Source organism: Telluria sp. AIW5 (assembly GCF_056680575.1).
The window spans coordinates 3690620-3705884 of sequence record NZ_CM155289.1; the positions used below are offsets into that span (position 1 = coordinate 3690620).

Here is a 15265-nt window from a genome sequence, read left to right on the forward strand (position 1 = left end):
ATCGACGTGCTCAACTATAAGCATCTCGCTTATTTTCACGCCGTGGCGACCCAGGGAACGGTGGCGGGCGCGGCACAGCGCCTGCATGTGACGGCCCAGGCGATCAGCATGCAGCTCGGGCTGCTCGAGGAACAGCTCGGCGAGGCCCTGTTCCGGAAACAGGGGCGGCGGCTGGAGCTGACCGACGCCGGCCGGACCGTGCTGCAGTACGCCAGCCGCATCTTCGATCTCGGCAACGAACTCGAGCAGGCGGTGCGGCGCGGTATCCTGACCGGGCAGGAAACGCTCCGCGTCGGCATCTGCGACATCATTCCGAAAACGATGGCGTTCCGGCTCCTGCAGCCGGCGCGCGAGGCCGGCCTGGCGATGCACCTGATCTGCCGCGAAGGACGCTTCGAGGACCTGGTCGCGGACTTGGCCACGCATCAGCTCGACCTCGTGATTGCCGACCGCGCACTGCCGCCCGGCGGCGCGCTGCGCGGTTACAGCCGCTTGCTGGGGGCAAGCGAACTGGCCGTGTTCGGGCACCCCCAGCTCACGCGCGCCTGGCCGGGGACCTTTCCCCGGCGCCTGGAACATGCGCCTTTCCTGTTGCCGGGAGCGCAAGCCTCGGTCCAGAGCCAGCTGCACGCCTGGCTTGACGCACACGCGCTGCGCCCGATCATCGTCGGCGAGTTCGACGACGGCGCGCTGCTGAAATCCTTCGCGCGCGCCGGTGCCGGCTTCATGGTGGCGCCGGCGGTGCTGTCCGGAGCCGTGTGCGCCGAGTACGGGCTCGAAGAGCTGGGCCGTATTCCTTCCATCGTCGAGCAGTTCCATGCGGTCTCGGTCGAGCGCCGCCAGGACCACCCGGCGCTGCGCCGGATCCTCGATGGCGCCGGCGCCGTATTCGACGCGGGGCCGTAGACCGGCGCGGCCGGCGGTGCCATACGCGGACGACTTGCTCGACCCCTTGCCGGCCGGCGTCGTCGTGCATGATGCGGACGGACGCATCCTCAGTGCCGACCGGCTCCGTTTCAGCCGATGCCGAAACGCCGCATCAGCCAGGACTTGACGAGCAGGGTGAGTCCGGCATACGCGGCCAGGATCGTCCACAGTCCCCACCAGTAGGCGCCCGGCAGCGGGACCATTCCCAACAGCGGCGCCAGCGGCGAGAGCGGCAGCCACAGTCCCAGCGCGCACACCGCCAGGCTGGCCGCCACCAGCACGGCTGCCGGACGCGTGGCGCCCGCGCCCGGCATGCCGGTGCGGATGACATACACGATCAGGGTCTGCGAGAGCAGCGACTCGACGAACCAGCCGGTCTGGAACAGTGCGACGTTCGCCCACGCACCGAGGCCGAACCAGAGCAGGGCAAAGGTGGCGTAGTCGAAGAGGGAGCTCAGCGGGCCGAAGCAGAGTACGTAACGGCGGATGCTGTCAACCTCCCAGCGGTGCGGCAGCGCCAGGTAGCCGGCGTCGACGCGGTCGGCCGTGAGCGCCGTCTGCGAGCAGTCGTACAGCAGGGTGTTGAGCAGCACCTGCAGCGGCGCCATCGGCAGGAAGGGCAACAGGACGCTGGCGCCCAGCACGCTGAGCATGTTCCCGAAATTCGAACTGGCGCTCATGCGGATGTACTTCACGATATTGCCGAACACCGTGCGCCCGGCGAGCACGCCGTCGTCGACCGCCACCAGGCTTTTTTGAAGCAGGATCAGGTCGGCCGATTCCCTCGCGATATCGGCGCCCGTATCGACCGAGATGCCGACGTCGGCGCAGCGCAGCGCCGGGCCGTCGTTGATGCCGTCGCCGAGGAAGCCGACGACGTGACCCTGGCCCTGGAGGGCGCGGATCACGCGCGTTTTCTGCTGGGGGTTCAGCTTGGCGAAGACGGTCGTGCGCGGCGCCGCGGCGCCGAGTGCCGCATCGTCGAGGCGGTCGACGTCGGCCCCAAGCAGGACGACCTGCGCGTCGATCCCGACCAGGCCGCAGACATGGGCGCAAACGGCGGCATTGTCGCCGCTGAGCACCTTGACGCCGACGCCGCGCCCTGCCAGCGCGCGGATCGCCGGTGCCGCCGAATCCTTGGGCGGATCGAAGAAGGCTGTATAGCCGAGCAGGACGAGGCCGCGTTCCAGCGCGCGGTCGGTAAGGCAGGCCTCGTCCGGATCCAGCGTGCGCCAGGCAATCGCAATCACCCGCAGGCCTTCCGCGTTCAGGCGCTCGACCACGCCGCCCAGGGTGGCGGCGTGGCCCGTGCCGAAGCAGACCTGTTTGCCGTCGAGCTCAGCGCTGGCGCAGACGCTGGCGATCTCTTCCACCGCGCCCTTGCAGATCAGCACCCGTTCTCCGCCGGGGCGTTCGAGTACCACCGACATGCGCCGGCGCTCGAAGTCGAACGGAATCTCGCCGATCTTGCGCCAGTCGCGCCCGGCGGCGAGGCGGGCATGGACGTGGGCGTGGCGCAGGACGGCGGCATCGAGCAGATTGCGCAGCCCGGTCTGGTGGTAGCTGTTCAGGTAGGCATAGTCGAGGACGCGTCCGGATTCCTTGCCGGCGATATCGACATGCCGCTCGAGCACCACCCGGTCCTGGGTCAGGGTGCCGGTCTTGTCGGTGCACAGGACGTCGATGGCGCCGAGGGTCTGGACCGCGCCAAGGCGCTTGACGATGACGCCGCGTGTCGACAGGAGCAGCGCCCCGCGCGCGAGGTTGACGGTCACGATCATCGGCAGCATTTCCGGAGCCAGGCCGACCGCCACCGCACTGGCAAACAGCAGGGCCTGGTGAAAGTCGCCTTTGCCGGCCCAGTTCAGCAACAGCACCAGCGGCGCCATCGCCAGCATGAAGCGCATCAGCAGGCCGACCACGCGGTCGATGCCGCGGTCGAAATCGGTGCGCTCGCGCGCCTCGGCCAGCGCGGCGGCAAGCCGGCCGAATCCCGTCGCCGCGCCGGTGGCGATCACCAGCGCACGGGCGCTGCCGCTCCCGACGTGGGTACCCATGAAACCGAGGTTGGCGAAATCGGCATCCTGGGCGGCGCCCGCCAGCGGCCGTGCATGCTTTTCGACGGGCAGCGCTTCCCCGGTCAGCGCCGACTGGTCGACGAACAGGTCCACCGTCTCGAGGAAGCGCAGGTCGGCCGGAACCAGGTCGCCGGCAGCCAGTGCCACGACGTCGCCCGGTACCAGTTCTTGCAAGGGGCAGGCTTGCGGGATCCCCGTACGGCCATCCGGGCCCGGCCGAAGCACTTGCACTTCGGTGCGCACCAAGGCGCGCAGGCGCTCCACAGCGCGCTGCGAGCGGTATTCCTGAAAGAAACCGAGCAGGCAGGACAGCACCACGATGGCGCCGATGAAAGCGGCGCTGATGCCCTGTCCGGTGCCGAGGTCGAGCGCGGCAAGTGCCAGCAGCAGAAGGGGCAGCGGGCGTGCGAAACCGGCCAGCAGCAGGGAAAGGGGACGGGCACTGCGCTGTTCGGCGACGATGTTGCGCCCGTGGCGCAACAGGCGCACAGCGGCCTCGACAGGCGTAAGGCCGGCAGCGCAGGTATCGAAAGCGCGCAGGGCAGCGGCTGCGTCGAGCGCAGCGATCGCTGCCAGGTCCGCGCGCAACTGCCCGTCCGCTTCGCCCATCCGGCTCATGTCGCTTCGTCCGCGCGGCCGACATATTGGCGCAGCGCCGACCGGTTGTTGTAACGAATGCAGTGTCTTGCTCCTCCTTTCTGAAATATTTGACCCAGATCAAATGGGGGTGTTTTGAGCTGGCAGGAGTGCACGTAAGCTGGATGCGTGGCCGCCGCGGGCGGCACGCCAGTGGAGGTCCAGATGAGTATCCGCAACCTCAGCACCTTTTTCGCACCCGATTCCGTCGCTCTGGTCGGTGCCTCCAGCCGTGCCGGAAGCGTGGGCGCGACCGTGCTGGCTAACCTCGTCAGCGGCGGTTTTGCCGGACCTGTCTGGCCGGTCAACCCCAAGTATCGCCAGCTGCTGGGCCTGGACGTATTTTCCGACGTCTCGCGCCTGCCGCGCGCGCCGGCGCTGGCGGTGGTGTGCACGCCGGCGGCGACCGTACCAGGCATCGTTGGCCAGCTCGGCGCGCTCGGATGCCGCAGCGTGGTCGTGCTCAGTGCCGGGCTCGACGCTGCGGGACCGGAAGGCGCCAGCCTGCGCCAGTCCATGCTCGACGCCGCGCGTCCTTACCTGCTGCGCATCCTCGGCCCGAATTGCGTCGGCCTGCTGGTGCCCGGCGTCGGCCTGAACGCGAGCTTCGCACCAGTGGCGGCGCTGCCGGGGCGCCTCGCCTTCGTCGCCCAGTCCGGCGCCCTGGTGACGGCCGTGCTCGACTGGGCGCGCGAACGCGGGATCGGGTTTTCCTCCTTCGTCTCGCTCGGAGATGGCACCGACGTCGACCTCGGCGACCTGCTCGATTACCTGGCGGGGGACCCCGGCACCGACGCCATCCTGGTGTATGCCGAAAGCGTCCGCCAGGCGCGCAAGTTCATGTCGGCCGCGCGCGGCGCAGCCCGCGCGAAGCCGACCGTGATCGTCAAGGCCGGGCGCGCCCCGGACGCGGCGCGCGCCGCCTTCAGCCATACCGGTGCGCTCGCCGGCGCGGACCTGGTGGTCGATGCGGCGCTGCGCCGGGCGGGCATGCTGCGCGTGCATACAACGGCCGAGCTGTTCGATGCAGTGGCGATGCTGGCGCACCGGCTGCGCCCGGGCGCGGGCCGGCTTGCGATCCTGACCAATGGCGGCGGTCCCGGTGTGATGGCGACGGACGCCCTGGTGGAGGCGCACGGCGCCCTGGCACGGCTCGGCGCGGACACGCTGGCGCAGCTGGACGAGGGCCTGCCGCCCAACTGGCCGCGTGCCAATCCTGTCGACATCGTCGGCGACGCACCGGCAGCACGCTACCGCCATGCGCTGCAGGCCCTGCTCGCGTCGCCCGACGCCGATGCAGTGCTGCTGATCCATGCGCCGACCGCGATCGTGCCGGCGGCGGATGTCGCGCGCGTACTGCTGCCGCTGCTGCGCGCCGCCGAGAAGCCGGTACTGTGCTGCTGGCTCGGCGGCGCCAGCGTGGCGGAGGCGCGCCGGCTCTGCCTCGATGCCGGACTGCCGGTCTTCGAGACGCCCGAGGAGGCCGTGCGTGCGCTGATGCAGCTGGTCGACTACGGGCGCAACCAGGCGCTTCTGATGCAGGCGCCTGCTGCCGGGCGCATGGGCCCGCCCGACCGCGCTGGCGCGCGTGCGCACGTGGCGCGCCTGATGGCAACCCGCTGCGAAGCGGTGGGCGAGGCCAACGCGAAGCTGATCCTCGCTTGCTATGGGATTCCGTCGGTGGCGACCGAGGTCGTCTCCGACCAAACGGATGCGCTGGCGGCCGCGGCGCGCATCGGCTACCCGGTCGCGCTGAAGATCCTCTCGCCCGACATTTCCCACAAATCCGAGGTCGGCGGCGTCGCCCTCGACCTTGGCGATCCACAAGCACTCGGCGAGGCGCTGGCGCGCATGACCGAGCGGGTGCGGGCCCTGCGGCCCGAAGCACGGCTGTTCGGCTTTACCGTCCAGGCCATGGCGCGCCGCACGCACGCCCTCGAGCTGATCGTCGGCCTGTCGGTCGACCCCGTGTTCGGTCCTGTCGTCCTGTTCGGTCAGGGCGGTGTCGCGGTCGAAGCCAACGCCGACCAGGCGGTCGGGCTGCCGCCGCTGAACCGGGTGCTGGCGCGCGACATGGTGTCGCGTACCCGGGTGGCACGGCTGCTGGCCGGTTTTCGCGACACACCCCCGGCCGACCTCGACGCCGTGTGCGACGTGCTGGTGCGGGTCGGGCAGATGGCCGCCGACCTGCCTGAACTGTGCGAACTGGACATCAATCCGCTGCTGGCCGACAGCCAGGGCGTGCTGGCGCTCGATGCCCGCATGCGCCTGGCGGTGGCGGACGGCGCCGACCCGTTGGCGCGTTTCGCCATCCTGCCCTATCCGGACGCGCTCGAGCGCGAGGTCGACTCCAGCCTCGGCACGTTGACCCTGCGCCCGATCCGACCCGAGGACGCCCCGGCGCACCAGGCCTTTTTCAGGGCCCTGAGCCCGCGCGACGTCCACTTCCGAATGTTCGGCAGCGCGCGCGAGCTCTCGGACGCGCAGCTGGCGCGCTTCACCCAGATCGACTACGCGCGCGAAATGGCCTTCATCCTGACCCGACCAGGCGCGGACGGCCGCGAAACGCTCGGCGTTGCGCGGGTGGTCGCCGATCCCGACAACATCGTCGGGGAATTTGCCATCGTGGTGCGCTCGGACCTGCAGGGGAAGGGCCTGGGCACGATCCTGATGGAGGCGCTGGTCGACTACTGCCGCGCGCACGGCTTGCGCGAGATCGACGGCATCGCGCTCGCCGAGAACCTCGGCATGCATGCGCTCGCGCGCCGCAACGGGTTTTCCGTGCACGCCGACGGGGACGGAACGGTCGCCCTGCAGCGCGTCCTGGGTACGGACGAACGCAAGTGATGGCTGCCCGCATCCTCATCATCCAGGGACATCCGGATTGCGGCAGCCGCCACCTGTGCCACGTGCTGGCCCGGGCCTATGCCGACGGCGCGCGCGGCGCGTGCCATACCGTCGAGACGATCGAGCCGGGGCTGATCGACTTTCCCCTACTTCATAGCGCCGAGGAATGGCAGCATGGCAGCGTGCCAGCCTCGCTGGTCCCGGCCCAGCACGCGATCAGGGACGCCACCCACTTGGTGCTCGTGTATCCGCTGTGGCTGGGCGAGATGCCGGCGCTGCTCAAGGCTTTCCTGGAGCAGGTCGCGCGTCCGGGCTTCGCCATCGCGGCGGAAAGCCGCAATCCCCTGAAGGCAGGGCTGCTGCGTGGACGAAGCGCGCGCGTGATCGTCACGATGGGCATGCCGGCGGCGCTGTACCGCTGGTTCTACCGGGCACACAGCCTGAAGGCGCTGCAACGCAATATTCTCGGCTTTGCCGGCATCAAGCCCGTGCGCACGAGCGTCGTGGGCGGCGCAGCATCGCTCACGCCACAGCAGGTCGAGCGCTGGTGCGCTCGCCTGCGCCTGCTCGGCGCCGCGGCGCGCTAATCGTGGGCCGGTTCCAGTGGTCCCGCTTGATCGCGATACGCCGACAGGGCGGCCCGGCCGTTGACGGCGAAGGACAGGGCCGCTCCCTCCCGCCAGCTTCGTGACGGCGCAAGGCGCTAGGGTTCCAGCACGTAGCGTCCCGGTGCCGGCCCAAGCGACGCGGCCGGCGGCGGTGGCGCGACCCACGGTCCGGCGCGCTGCGCAAGCCATGCTTCCCAGGCCGGCCACCAGCTGCCTTCGCCACGAGGTAGCGCACCAGCGAATTGGCAGGCGACAGGTCGAGGATGTAATATTTCATGATCCAGGCGGGCACGATCAGCAGCGGCACGGCATGTACCTGCGGCGTGACCGGGTCGTAGCACAGCAGTTCGACCAGGCGATTGCGCAGCACCACGCGTCCGGGCGTGAGCGCGACCTCGTGCCCAGGCCGCAGACTGGGAGGTGGCGCGGTCCCGCTGGCCGCGCGCCAGGCGTCGCCGGCGGCGCGCGCTGCGCCGGAGAGCAGGTTCATGCCGCCGCGCGCGCAGGTCGTCTCCATCACGACCGGGTTGGTCGCCACGAAGTTCGACGGCGATACCGCGTCGAGCAGTTGGCGCGCGACGAAGGTCGCCACATCGGCGTGGTGCGGGGAGACCCCGCGCACGCTCCTGGTAGCGCGGTGCCACCATTGCAGGCCATGGCCAGCGCCGCGGGCGAAACATTGCCGGTGAAGCGCCCGAGCCAGGCGTGCAAGGGCAGGTCGAGCGCCGCGTGGGCGGCGTCCTCTTCGGGGTAATGATGCCGGGTGCCTTGCCAGGCGCTGGCGTCGCGTTCGCGCACGCCAGCCGGGGCGTTGTCAGGGGGGCTCATGCGGCGGCTCAGTGCGCGAACAGGACCGGCAGCCGGGCACGCTCGAGCAGCAGACGTGTAACGCCGCCGAGCACGATTTCGCGGTAGCGGCTGTGGCCGAACGCGCCGGTGACCAGCAGGCCGGCCTGGTTGTCGTGCGCGATGCGCAGCAGGGCTTCGCCGGCGTGCGACTCGGTGCGCTCGACAAGCACATCGACCGGCACGCCGTGGCGCGCCAGGTACAGGGCCATGTCGGCGCCTGGTTCGTCGCCATGCAGGCCGGTCTCGCGCTCGGGGTTGATGAGTGCCAGGCGCACGGTCCGGGCGCGCGCCAGCAGCGGCAGCGCGCCGTCGATCGCGCGCAGTGCGGGCACGCTGCCATCCCAGCCGACGACGATGCAGTCGGCGATCGGTTCCCCCATATGGATGGCCGTCACGGACAGCACCGGCCGTGGCCCATGGAGCGCGAGGTATTGCGGCAATCCGCGCACGGTCGGCGCGTCGGGTCCGTCCTGGCCGACCACGACCAGGTCGGCATAGCGCGACTGCAGCAGCAGCGCGGCGCGGCTCTCGTCTTCGACCATCCGCCCCTCCATCGACTCCACGCCGAGCTGGCGCGCACGTTCGGCGAAGCGCGCCAGGCTCGCGTTGGCAGTCGCCCGCAATGCGTCGAATTCTTCGCCCGGCATGACTGGCATCGAGCCGGTCAGCATGGCGAAGGCGGCGAAAGACATTCCGGTCGAGGCGGTGCCGACCAGGTGCGCGCCGTCGCTATCGGCAAGTTGTGCGGCGGCATGCATCCGCGCGTCGAAACCGGGGCTGTCGTCCACGTGAACGAGGATAGTCTTGTACATGGGAATCCTTTCGGTTGTTGTCAGAGCCGGAGGCGTTCAGGGAACGACTGCCACCTTCAGCACACCGTCGCGCTGGTTGGCGAAGAGTTCGTAGGCGTCCTCGATCTGCTCGAGGCGGAAACGGTGGGTGACCAGGGGCTGAAGGTCGAGCCTGCCTGAAGCGACGATATTCATCAGGCGCCGCATGCGCTCCTTACCGCCCGGGCAAAGCGTCGTGACGATGCGGTGGTCGCCGAGTCCGGCGGCGAAGGCATCGACCGGCAGGCTTAGCTTGCCCGAATACACGCCCAGGCTCGACAGCGTGCCGCCGGGACGCAGGCAGCGCAGGCAACTTTCGAAGGTCTGCTGGGTGCCGAGCGCCTCGATCGCCACGTCGGCGCCCAGGCCGTCGGTCAGCCGCAGGATCTCCTCGACCGGGTCGCGCGCGCTGTAGTCGATGACGTGGTCGGCCCCCAGGCGCCGTGCCATCGCCAGTCGTTCGGGAACCTTGTCGACGGCGATGATGCGTGACGCGCCGCGCAGGCGCGCGCCTGCCGTCGCGCACAGGCCGATCGGCCCCTGGGCGAACACGGCCACCGTGTCGCCGATGCGGATGCCGCCGTTTTCCGCGCCGCCGAAGCCGGTGCTCATGATGTCGGGGCACATCAGGACCTGCTCGTCGCTCAGGCCGTCGGGAATCGGCGCCAGGTTGGCCATCGCGAACGGCACCCGCACATACTCGGCCTGGCAGCCGTCGATGGTATTGCCGAAGCGCCAGCCGCCGATGGCATGCCCACCGCATTGGGCCTGGTGGCCGTCGAGGCAGGAAAAGCACTGGCCACAGGGGCAGATGGCACCGGCGACGACGCGCTGCCCGAGCGTGTAGCCGGTCACGCCATCGCCAAGCTCGGCGATGGTGCCGACCGGCTCGTGCCCGATAGTCAGGCCGTCGGCGACGGGGTATTCTCCCTTCAATATGTGGACGTCGGTACCGCAGATGGTCGTCATCGTGATCTTGACGATCGCCTCGCCGGGGCCGGCGCGCGGAATCGGTTTGCGTCCCAGCACGATCCGGCCGGGGCCGGTAAAAACGGCTGCATTCATGTTCGTCATGGCATTCTCCTGGTTCGATCCCAACTGCGGCGGCGCCTCTATGCAGCTTCGCTCTCAGCGCGCCATCAGCACGGGCAGCGTCGCCTCCTGTAATACGGTCCTGCTCGCGCCGCCGAGCAGGAGTTCCTGGAAGCGTGTATGGCCGAAGCAGCCCATGACGACCAGGTCGCATCCCTGTTCGGCGGCGAGGTCGAGGATCGCCCTCCCGGTGTCGCGGCCGGGGTCGCGCATGGCCGCCCGGCGCGCACCGCATGGCGGCCGAGGAAGGCGAGCGCGTCGTCAAGGTCCGCCGCGTCGACCGCTTCGTTTGGAAAAGCGGGGCTGAACACGGCTACGCTGACATGGGTTGCGCGCTGGAGGAAGGGCACGGCGACGGCCATCGCCACCGCCGCTTCGCGGCTGCCGTTCCAGCACAGCAGCACCCGGCGCGGGCAATCCGGCGCAGCCCCCATGCGCGGTACCACCAGCACGAGGCGCGCCGCGCCGCCTGCACGAGCGGATCGACGTAGCTGGCGAGCAGCGTGCCCGGGCTGGTGTCGCAACCGTTGGGAAAGACTGCGCGCGAGACCCCCGTCATGGCCGCGCCGACGAGGTGGGCGCCGTGCTCGGCGCAGATGGCGGCGGCCAGCTCGATGCGTGCCTGGGCGTGGCACGACAGGTCGGCATGGACCAGGACGGTTTTGAATCGCATGGCAGGCTCACCCTGCCGGGCGATGGACCGGGACCACCAGCACGGGAACCATGCCTTGTGCCAGCACGGCGGACGTCTGGCTGCCGAGCCTGTGGGCGACAGCCGTGTTTGTGCCGTGCGCGCCCATGACGATCAGGTCGCACTGCAGCTCGCGCGCGGTGGCGAGGATCGCATCGCTGGGGGCGTCGGCACGCCGGGTGAGCACCTCGACGGGCACATGGGCCTGGGCGGCGCGGCGCTCGACATAGCCGAGATATTCCCTCGAGGCATCCGCGGTTTGTGGGACGCCGACAACGCCAGTCCCCTCGCTCAACAGCACGGGCAGGCTCGTGACATGCAGGCCAATGATGCGGGCGCCGCTGTCGTGGGCCAATCCGATTGCCGCGTCGACCGCGGCATTCGCGCCCGTGGATCCATCGGTTGGAACCAATATCCGTCTGGACATGCGTGCCTCCTTGAGATGGCTTGATGAACAGGAATGGCGCAGCGTCGGACGCCCTGCTTCGGAACAGTCTGCGATCGTTGTTAGCCGATTGCTACGATCTGAATCAAATTCTTCGAGTTGAATGCAAGAACTTTGCGTGACGCACTGGACAATGATGCTGCGCCGTGCGTACAGCTCAGTGCGCCATAAGCACCGGGACGGTCATGGATGCCATGATCGTGCGTGTGACGCCGCCGAGCAGCAGTTCGCTTAAGCGAGCCCGGCCGTAGCCGCCCATCACGAGCAAATCCGCAGCCTGGTCGGCTACCAGCGACAGCAAAGGTTCGCCGCCTGCAAGGCCAGGAGACTCCTCGAGCAGGATCGCCTCGATACCATGCCGCTTCAGGTAGGGCAGGAGGTCCGGATCGGCTGCTGGCTGGTCCGCGGGGCGGAAGACGGCGACCGCAACCCGTTCGGCCCGGCGCAGGTAGGGAAGCGCCGCACTCAGGGCGCGGGCCGCCTCGACGCTGCCGTTCCAGGCGATCAGGATGCGCTTGCCGATGACGGCGTCCCGCTGGATATAGGGAACGACGAGCACGGGGCGGGGACAGGCGAGCAGGACGTGCGCCGCCAGCTCGCCTCCCGGCGGCGGGGAAGGCATGCCGGGTTCGCGCTGTCCGAGGACGAGCACGTCGGCGTAGAGTCCGCACAATGCCAGGCCAGCGCCGGCCTCGTCGTCAACGAGCCGCCGCTCGTACGAACGTACGCCGGCGGCGTCGGCCTGCCGCTCGAACCCGTCGAGCGTTGCGCCGGCCCGGGCGAACAGCATGTCCATATGGGGGGCCAGCACGGTGCGCGCCAGGTCGGCCGCGCCTTCCCGGTAGTAGTAGCGCGACACCCCGGTCAGGGCGACCCCGACCAGGTGGGCATCGTGTTGCAGCGCCAGTTGCGACGCCAGCGCGGTGCGTGTGGCCGTGTGCGCGGACTCGTCGACGTGAACCAGGATGGTCTTGCAGTTCATGTTTTCCTCCGTACGGATGATGTTGATGCCGGGGCCGCGCCCCGCGCACGCCGCCGGGCCAGCTTGAGCAGGTCGAAGGGCATGGCGGCGCCCAGGCCGATGAGGAGGGCAGCCAGCACGTGGAGCGGCGTCGGCGCAGCGAAGCGGAACAGTTCGGCCAGCGGTGGCAGGTAGAGCACGGCCGCGAGCGCAGCCAGGGCCGTGCCGGCCACCAGCCAGGCGACGCGGTTGGGTAGGCGAAGCGATTCGAACACGGTCAGGCTGTGCGAGCGGTTACCGAAGATGAGTCCCACATTCGCCGCCACCAATACCGTGAAAGCGATAGCCCGCGCCTGCACGGGTGCCAATGCCTCAAGTGCCCATGCGTAGGTGGCTGTCGCCAGCGCGAGCACGATCATTCCCTGCGCCAGCGCCGGCACGAGCGTGCCGCGGTCGAGCAGGGGCATATTGCGTGGACGCGGCGGGCACTGCATGAGATCGCCGTCCTCGGGCTCGTTTTCAAAGGCCAGCGCGCAGGCTGGGGCGACCACCAGCTCGAGGAACACGATGTGGACCGGGTCGAGTACGACCGGCCATCCGAGCATCACCGGCAGCAGTGCCAAACCGGCCGTCGGCACATGTACGGCCACGATGTAGACCATTGCCTTGCGCATGTTCGCATACACGTGCCTGCCGGCACGCACGGCGCGCACGATCGAGGCGAAATGGTCGTCGGTCAGCACCAGGTCCGCCGCTTCCCGTGCCACGTCGGTGCCGCGCCGGCCCATGGCGATGCCGACATGGGCTGCCTGCAGGGCAGGGGCGTCGTTGACGCCATCCCCGGTCATGGCGACGATTTCGCCAGCGCGCTGCAGAGCGCGCACAATGCGCAGTTTCTGTTCGGGCGCGATGCGCGCGCAGATGTCGGTGTGCGCGAGGCTGTGCGCAAGCTCTTCCTCGCTGATCATCGCGATGTGCGCCCCGGTCAGCGGTTCCGTCCCGGCCAGGCCGGCCTGCTGCCCGATGTTCAGCGCGGTCGCCGGATAGTCGCCGGTGATCATCATGACGCGCATGCCCGCCGCGCGGCACTCGCCGACGGCCTCGGCGACGCCGGCACGCAGCGGGTCGGCAAAACCGACCAGTCCGAGCGGCACGAAATCGAAGTCGTGCACCGCGTCCGGCCAGCGGCGGCTGGCGTGCGCAGCCTGGGCGACCGCCAGTACGCGCAATCCGCGCGCTGCCATCGCGTCGGCTGCCGCCAGCAACGGCGCGGACGCGGCCGCCGGCAGGTGGCACAGCTCGGCAATGGCTTCGGGGGCGCCCTTGGCCGCCACCATGGCGGCTTGTCCGGCGCCGGCGTGCCAGCCATGCGCCACCGCGCGCAGCGCCGCGCTCATGCCGTATTCGCGGGCCAGGGTCCAGTCCTCGCGCCCGCCGCCGAGTGCGTCGGGAAATTCGGCGCCGAGGCGGTGCAGGGCCTGGTCCATCGGCTCGAAGCCGTCGGCCCGGCTCGCCAGCATGCCGACGTCGAGCAGGGCGGCCAATGCGTCCGGCAATGCCTGGACGGGCGGCGCGCCGGCCTGCCACTCCAGGCCGCCGGCGTACAGCGCCGCCACGCTCATCCGGTTCTCGGTGAGCGTGCCGGTCTTGTCGACGCAGAGCACGGTCGTGGCGCCGAGCGTTTCGATCGCGGCCAGGTTGCGCGTCAGGACGTTCGCGCGCGCCAGACGCGAGGCGCCCAGGGCCGGAAACAAGGCTAGCACCACCACAAATTCCTCTGGCAGCATGGCCAGCGCCAGCGCCAGCCCGGCCAGCAGCGCCTGCAGCAGGGCGCTGCCACGGACCAATTGATATGCTACTAGCAGCAGGCTCAGGGCGCCGCCGGCCAGGCCAAAGCGGGCGGTTACGGACGCCATTTGCCTCTGCAGCGGCGAACGTTCCGGCGCCATGGCCGCCAGCGACTGGCCGATGCCGCCGATGGCGCTCGCGGCGCCGGTGGCGGTGACCTGTACGATGCCGTGGCCGCGCACCACCAGTGTCCAGGAGAGCAGGGCAGCCGTATCGCCTGCGCCAGGGCGTGTTGCGTGACCGGGGATGGCGTGGGCGGGGCTTTTCGGTACCGGCACCGATTCTCCCGTCAGCAGCGACTCGTCGACATGGACGTCCTGGCCCTCCACCAGCAGTGCATCGGCGGGAACGCGGTCGCCCTCGCTGATCGCGCACAGGTCGCCAACGACTACCTCGCGGCTATCCACCTGCAGCCGGCGGCCGTCGCGGACCACGATTGCGCGGGGCGTGCTCAGGTCGCGGAGGGCCTCAAGCGCACGTTCGGCCTTGCCTTCCTCGTACAGCGTCATCCCGAGCGTGGCAACGACCAGGGCGAACATCAGGGTGCCTTCTCGCGGCTCGCCCAGAAGCAGATAGAGCAGGCCGGCCGCGAACAGCAGCGCGAACATCGGTTCGCGCGCAGCCTGCCAGGCGATGGCGCGCCAGCCGCGCTGTCCTCCGGAAGGGAGCGCGTTCGGCCCGTCGCGCACGAGCCGCCGCGCCGCTTCGTCACTGTCGAGCCCGACAGGGGCGCCGGCTGCGGGCGGGCTGGGGCCGGCGCCAGTTGCCGCCGGCGGCTCCCGGTATCCCATCAGCCGGGTGACCGCAGTGCTGCGGGGGAATCCGGGGCGATCCGACCCCGCGCATGGGCGATGTGCGGCCGATAGACCATGACCGGTACCGGTGAGTAGGCCAGGACGCGTTGGGTCACGCTGCCGGCGATCAGCCGGCTCAGGCCGCGGCGTCCATGGGAGGCAATGAAGATCAGGTCGCAATGCTGGCGTTTGGCCACCTCGATGATCTCGTCGGCCGGCGAGTAACCGTAGGCGGTGAGCGCCGTGCAGGCAACACCGGCTTGGCGAGCAGCGTCCGCCACCTGCCCGACGTACTGCTGCGCCTGCTCGAGCAGCACGTCGACGCCCAGCTCGGTGCCTGCCGCGACAGCTCCTTCGGCCGACAGTAGCACGGGTTCGGGGTAGGCGACGGAGAGCGTGACGACGTTGCCGCCACAGGCCTGCGCGAAGGAGATCGCTGCATTGGCCGCGACCGCCGCCAGCTCGGAACCGTCGGTAGGAACGAGAATGCGCTGATACATTGCCGTCTCCCGCAGAAGAATTTTTATGCACGCCGGATGGCCGCTCTGCCAGAATGGGCGCCCAGACCGCTTACGTCTTTGATATAGATCAAATACGCCCGCGCGTTCACAGGCCTTGCTTCGGGGCCTGGATCACCAGGCCTGCGCGAGCCGGACAAC

12 protein-coding genes and 2 pseudogenes are annotated in these 15265 nt (G+C 69.7%); 3 read left to right on the forward strand and 11 right to left on the reverse strand.

Annotation, left to right across the window (positions count from 1 at the left end):
• The first annotated feature begins 6 nt into the window (after positions 1–6).
• Positions 7–906, forward strand: a complete 900-nt coding sequence (locus AC1MEM_RS16340) for a LysR family transcriptional regulator (RefSeq protein WP_499472193.1) — start codon at positions 7–9, stop codon at positions 904–906.
• Between the two features lie 110 nt (positions 907–1016).
• Here the strand turns inward: AC1MEM_RS16340 and mgtA are convergent, their stop codons facing one another.
• On the reverse strand, positions 1017–3623 hold the full coding sequence (mgtA, locus tag AC1MEM_RS16345; protein WP_499472195.1) for a magnesium-translocating P-type ATPase: 2607 nt from the start codon (positions 3621–3623) through the stop codon (positions 1017–1019).
• A gap of 183 nt (positions 3624–3806) precedes the next feature.
• Between mgtA and AC1MEM_RS16350 the strand changes: the two genes are divergently transcribed.
• On the forward strand, positions 3807–6488 hold the full coding sequence (locus AC1MEM_RS16350) for a bifunctional acetate--CoA ligase family protein/GNAT family N-acetyltransferase (protein WP_499472196.1): 2682 nt from the start codon (positions 3807–3809) through the stop codon (positions 6486–6488).
• Positions 6488–7075: an NAD(P)H-dependent oxidoreductase gene (locus AC1MEM_RS16355; RefSeq protein ID WP_499472198.1), complete on the forward strand. Its 588-nt coding sequence runs from the start codon at positions 6488–6490 to the stop codon at positions 7073–7075. The genes AC1MEM_RS16350 and AC1MEM_RS16355 overlap by 1 nt, the downstream gene beginning before the upstream one ends.
• A gap of 241 nt (positions 7076–7316) precedes the next feature.
• Here the strand turns inward: AC1MEM_RS16355 and AC1MEM_RS16360 are convergent.
• The 10 genes and pseudogenes from AC1MEM_RS16360 to AC1MEM_RS16405 all read right to left on the reverse strand — a co-directional run.
• A pseudogene (locus tag AC1MEM_RS16360) lies at positions 7317–7745 on the reverse strand (poly-beta-hydroxybutyrate polymerase); the annotation flags it as partial.
• Between the two features lie 38 nt (positions 7746–7783).
• A pseudogene (locus tag AC1MEM_RS16365) lies at positions 7784–7924 on the reverse strand (hypothetical protein); the annotation flags it as partial.
• A gap of 8 nt (positions 7925–7932) precedes the next feature.
• Positions 7933–8757 carry a universal stress protein gene (locus AC1MEM_RS16370; protein ID WP_499472200.1) on the reverse strand — a complete coding sequence of 275 codons (825 nt, stop codon included), beginning with the start codon at positions 8755–8757 and terminating at the stop codon, positions 7933–7935.
• A gap of 36 nt (positions 8758–8793) precedes the next feature.
• Entirely contained in the window at positions 8794–9849 is a 1056-nt protein-coding gene (locus AC1MEM_RS16375) for an NAD(P)-dependent alcohol dehydrogenase (protein WP_499472202.1), read from the reverse strand.
• Positions 9850–9903: 54 nt separating this feature from the next.
• Positions 9904–10080 (reverse strand): universal stress protein, encoded by a 177-nt coding sequence (locus AC1MEM_RS16380; protein WP_499472204.1) that lies wholly within the window; start codon positions 10078–10080, stop codon positions 9904–9906.
• A 100-nt stretch (positions 10081–10180) separates the two neighbouring features.
• Entirely contained in the window at positions 10181–10540 is a 360-nt protein-coding gene (locus tag AC1MEM_RS16385; protein ID WP_499472206.1) for a hypothetical protein, read from the reverse strand.
• A gap of 7 nt (positions 10541–10547) precedes the next feature.
• Positions 10548–10985, reverse strand: a complete 438-nt coding sequence (locus AC1MEM_RS16390; protein ID WP_499472208.1) for a universal stress protein — start codon at positions 10983–10985, stop codon at positions 10548–10550.
• Positions 10986–11160: 175 nt separating this feature from the next.
• Complete coding sequence (locus tag AC1MEM_RS16395; protein WP_499472210.1) at positions 11161–11985, reverse strand: universal stress protein; 825 nt, start codon at positions 11983–11985, stop codon at positions 11161–11163.
• Positions 11982–14603 carry a cation-translocating P-type ATPase gene (locus AC1MEM_RS16400; protein WP_499472212.1) on the reverse strand — a complete coding sequence of 874 codons (2622 nt, stop codon included), beginning with the start codon at positions 14601–14603 and terminating at the stop codon, positions 11982–11984. Before AC1MEM_RS16400 ends, AC1MEM_RS16395 begins: the two co-directional genes overlap by 4 nt.
• A complete protein-coding gene (locus tag AC1MEM_RS16405; protein WP_499472214.1) occupies positions 14603–15106 on the reverse strand; it encodes a universal stress protein in 504 nt (167 codons plus the stop codon). Before AC1MEM_RS16405 ends, AC1MEM_RS16400 begins: the two co-directional genes overlap by 1 nt.
• Between the last annotated feature and the right edge of the window lie 159 nt (positions 15107–15265).

Bases quoted from the DNA above. Each gene is read 5' to 3' on its own strand.
- AC1MEM_RS16395 (WP_499472210.1), bottom strand. From the start codon at position 11,985: ATGAACTGCAAGACCATCCTGGTTCACGTCGACGAGTCCGCGCACACG.
- AC1MEM_RS16350 (WP_499472196.1), top strand. From the start codon at position 3,807: ATGAGTATCCGCAACCTCAGCACCTTTTTCGCACCCGATTCCGTCGCT.
- AC1MEM_RS16375 (WP_499472202.1), bottom strand. From the start codon at position 9,849: ATGACGAACATGAATGCAGCCGTTTTTACCGGCCCCGGCCGGATCGTG.
- AC1MEM_RS16370 (WP_499472200.1), bottom strand. From the start codon at position 8,757: ATGTACAAGACTATCCTCGTTCACGTGGACGACAGCCCCGGTTTCGAC.
- AC1MEM_RS16405 (WP_499472214.1), bottom strand. From the start codon at position 15,106: ATGTATCAGCGCATTCTCGTTCCTACCGACGGTTCCGAGCTGGCGGCG.
- AC1MEM_RS16380 (WP_499472204.1), bottom strand. From the start codon at position 10,080: ATGCGCGACCCCGGCCGCGACACCGGGAGGGCGATCCTCGACCTCGCC.
- AC1MEM_RS16390 (WP_499472208.1), bottom strand. From the start codon at position 10,985: ATGTCCAGACGGATATTGGTTCCAACCGATGGATCCACGGGCGCGAAT.
- mgtA (WP_499472195.1), bottom strand. From the start codon at position 3,623: ATGAGCCGGATGGGCGAAGCGGACGGGCAGTTGCGCGCGGACCTGGCA.
- AC1MEM_RS16385 (WP_499472206.1), bottom strand. From the start codon at position 10,540: ATGCGATTCAAAACCGTCCTGGTCCATGCCGACCTGTCGTGCCACGCC.
- AC1MEM_RS16355 (WP_499472198.1), top strand. From the start codon at position 6,488: ATGGCTGCCCGCATCCTCATCATCCAGGGACATCCGGATTGCGGCAGC.
- AC1MEM_RS16400 (WP_499472212.1), bottom strand. From the start codon at position 14,603: ATGGGATACCGGGAGCCGCCGGCGGCAACTGGCGCCGGCCCCAGCCCG.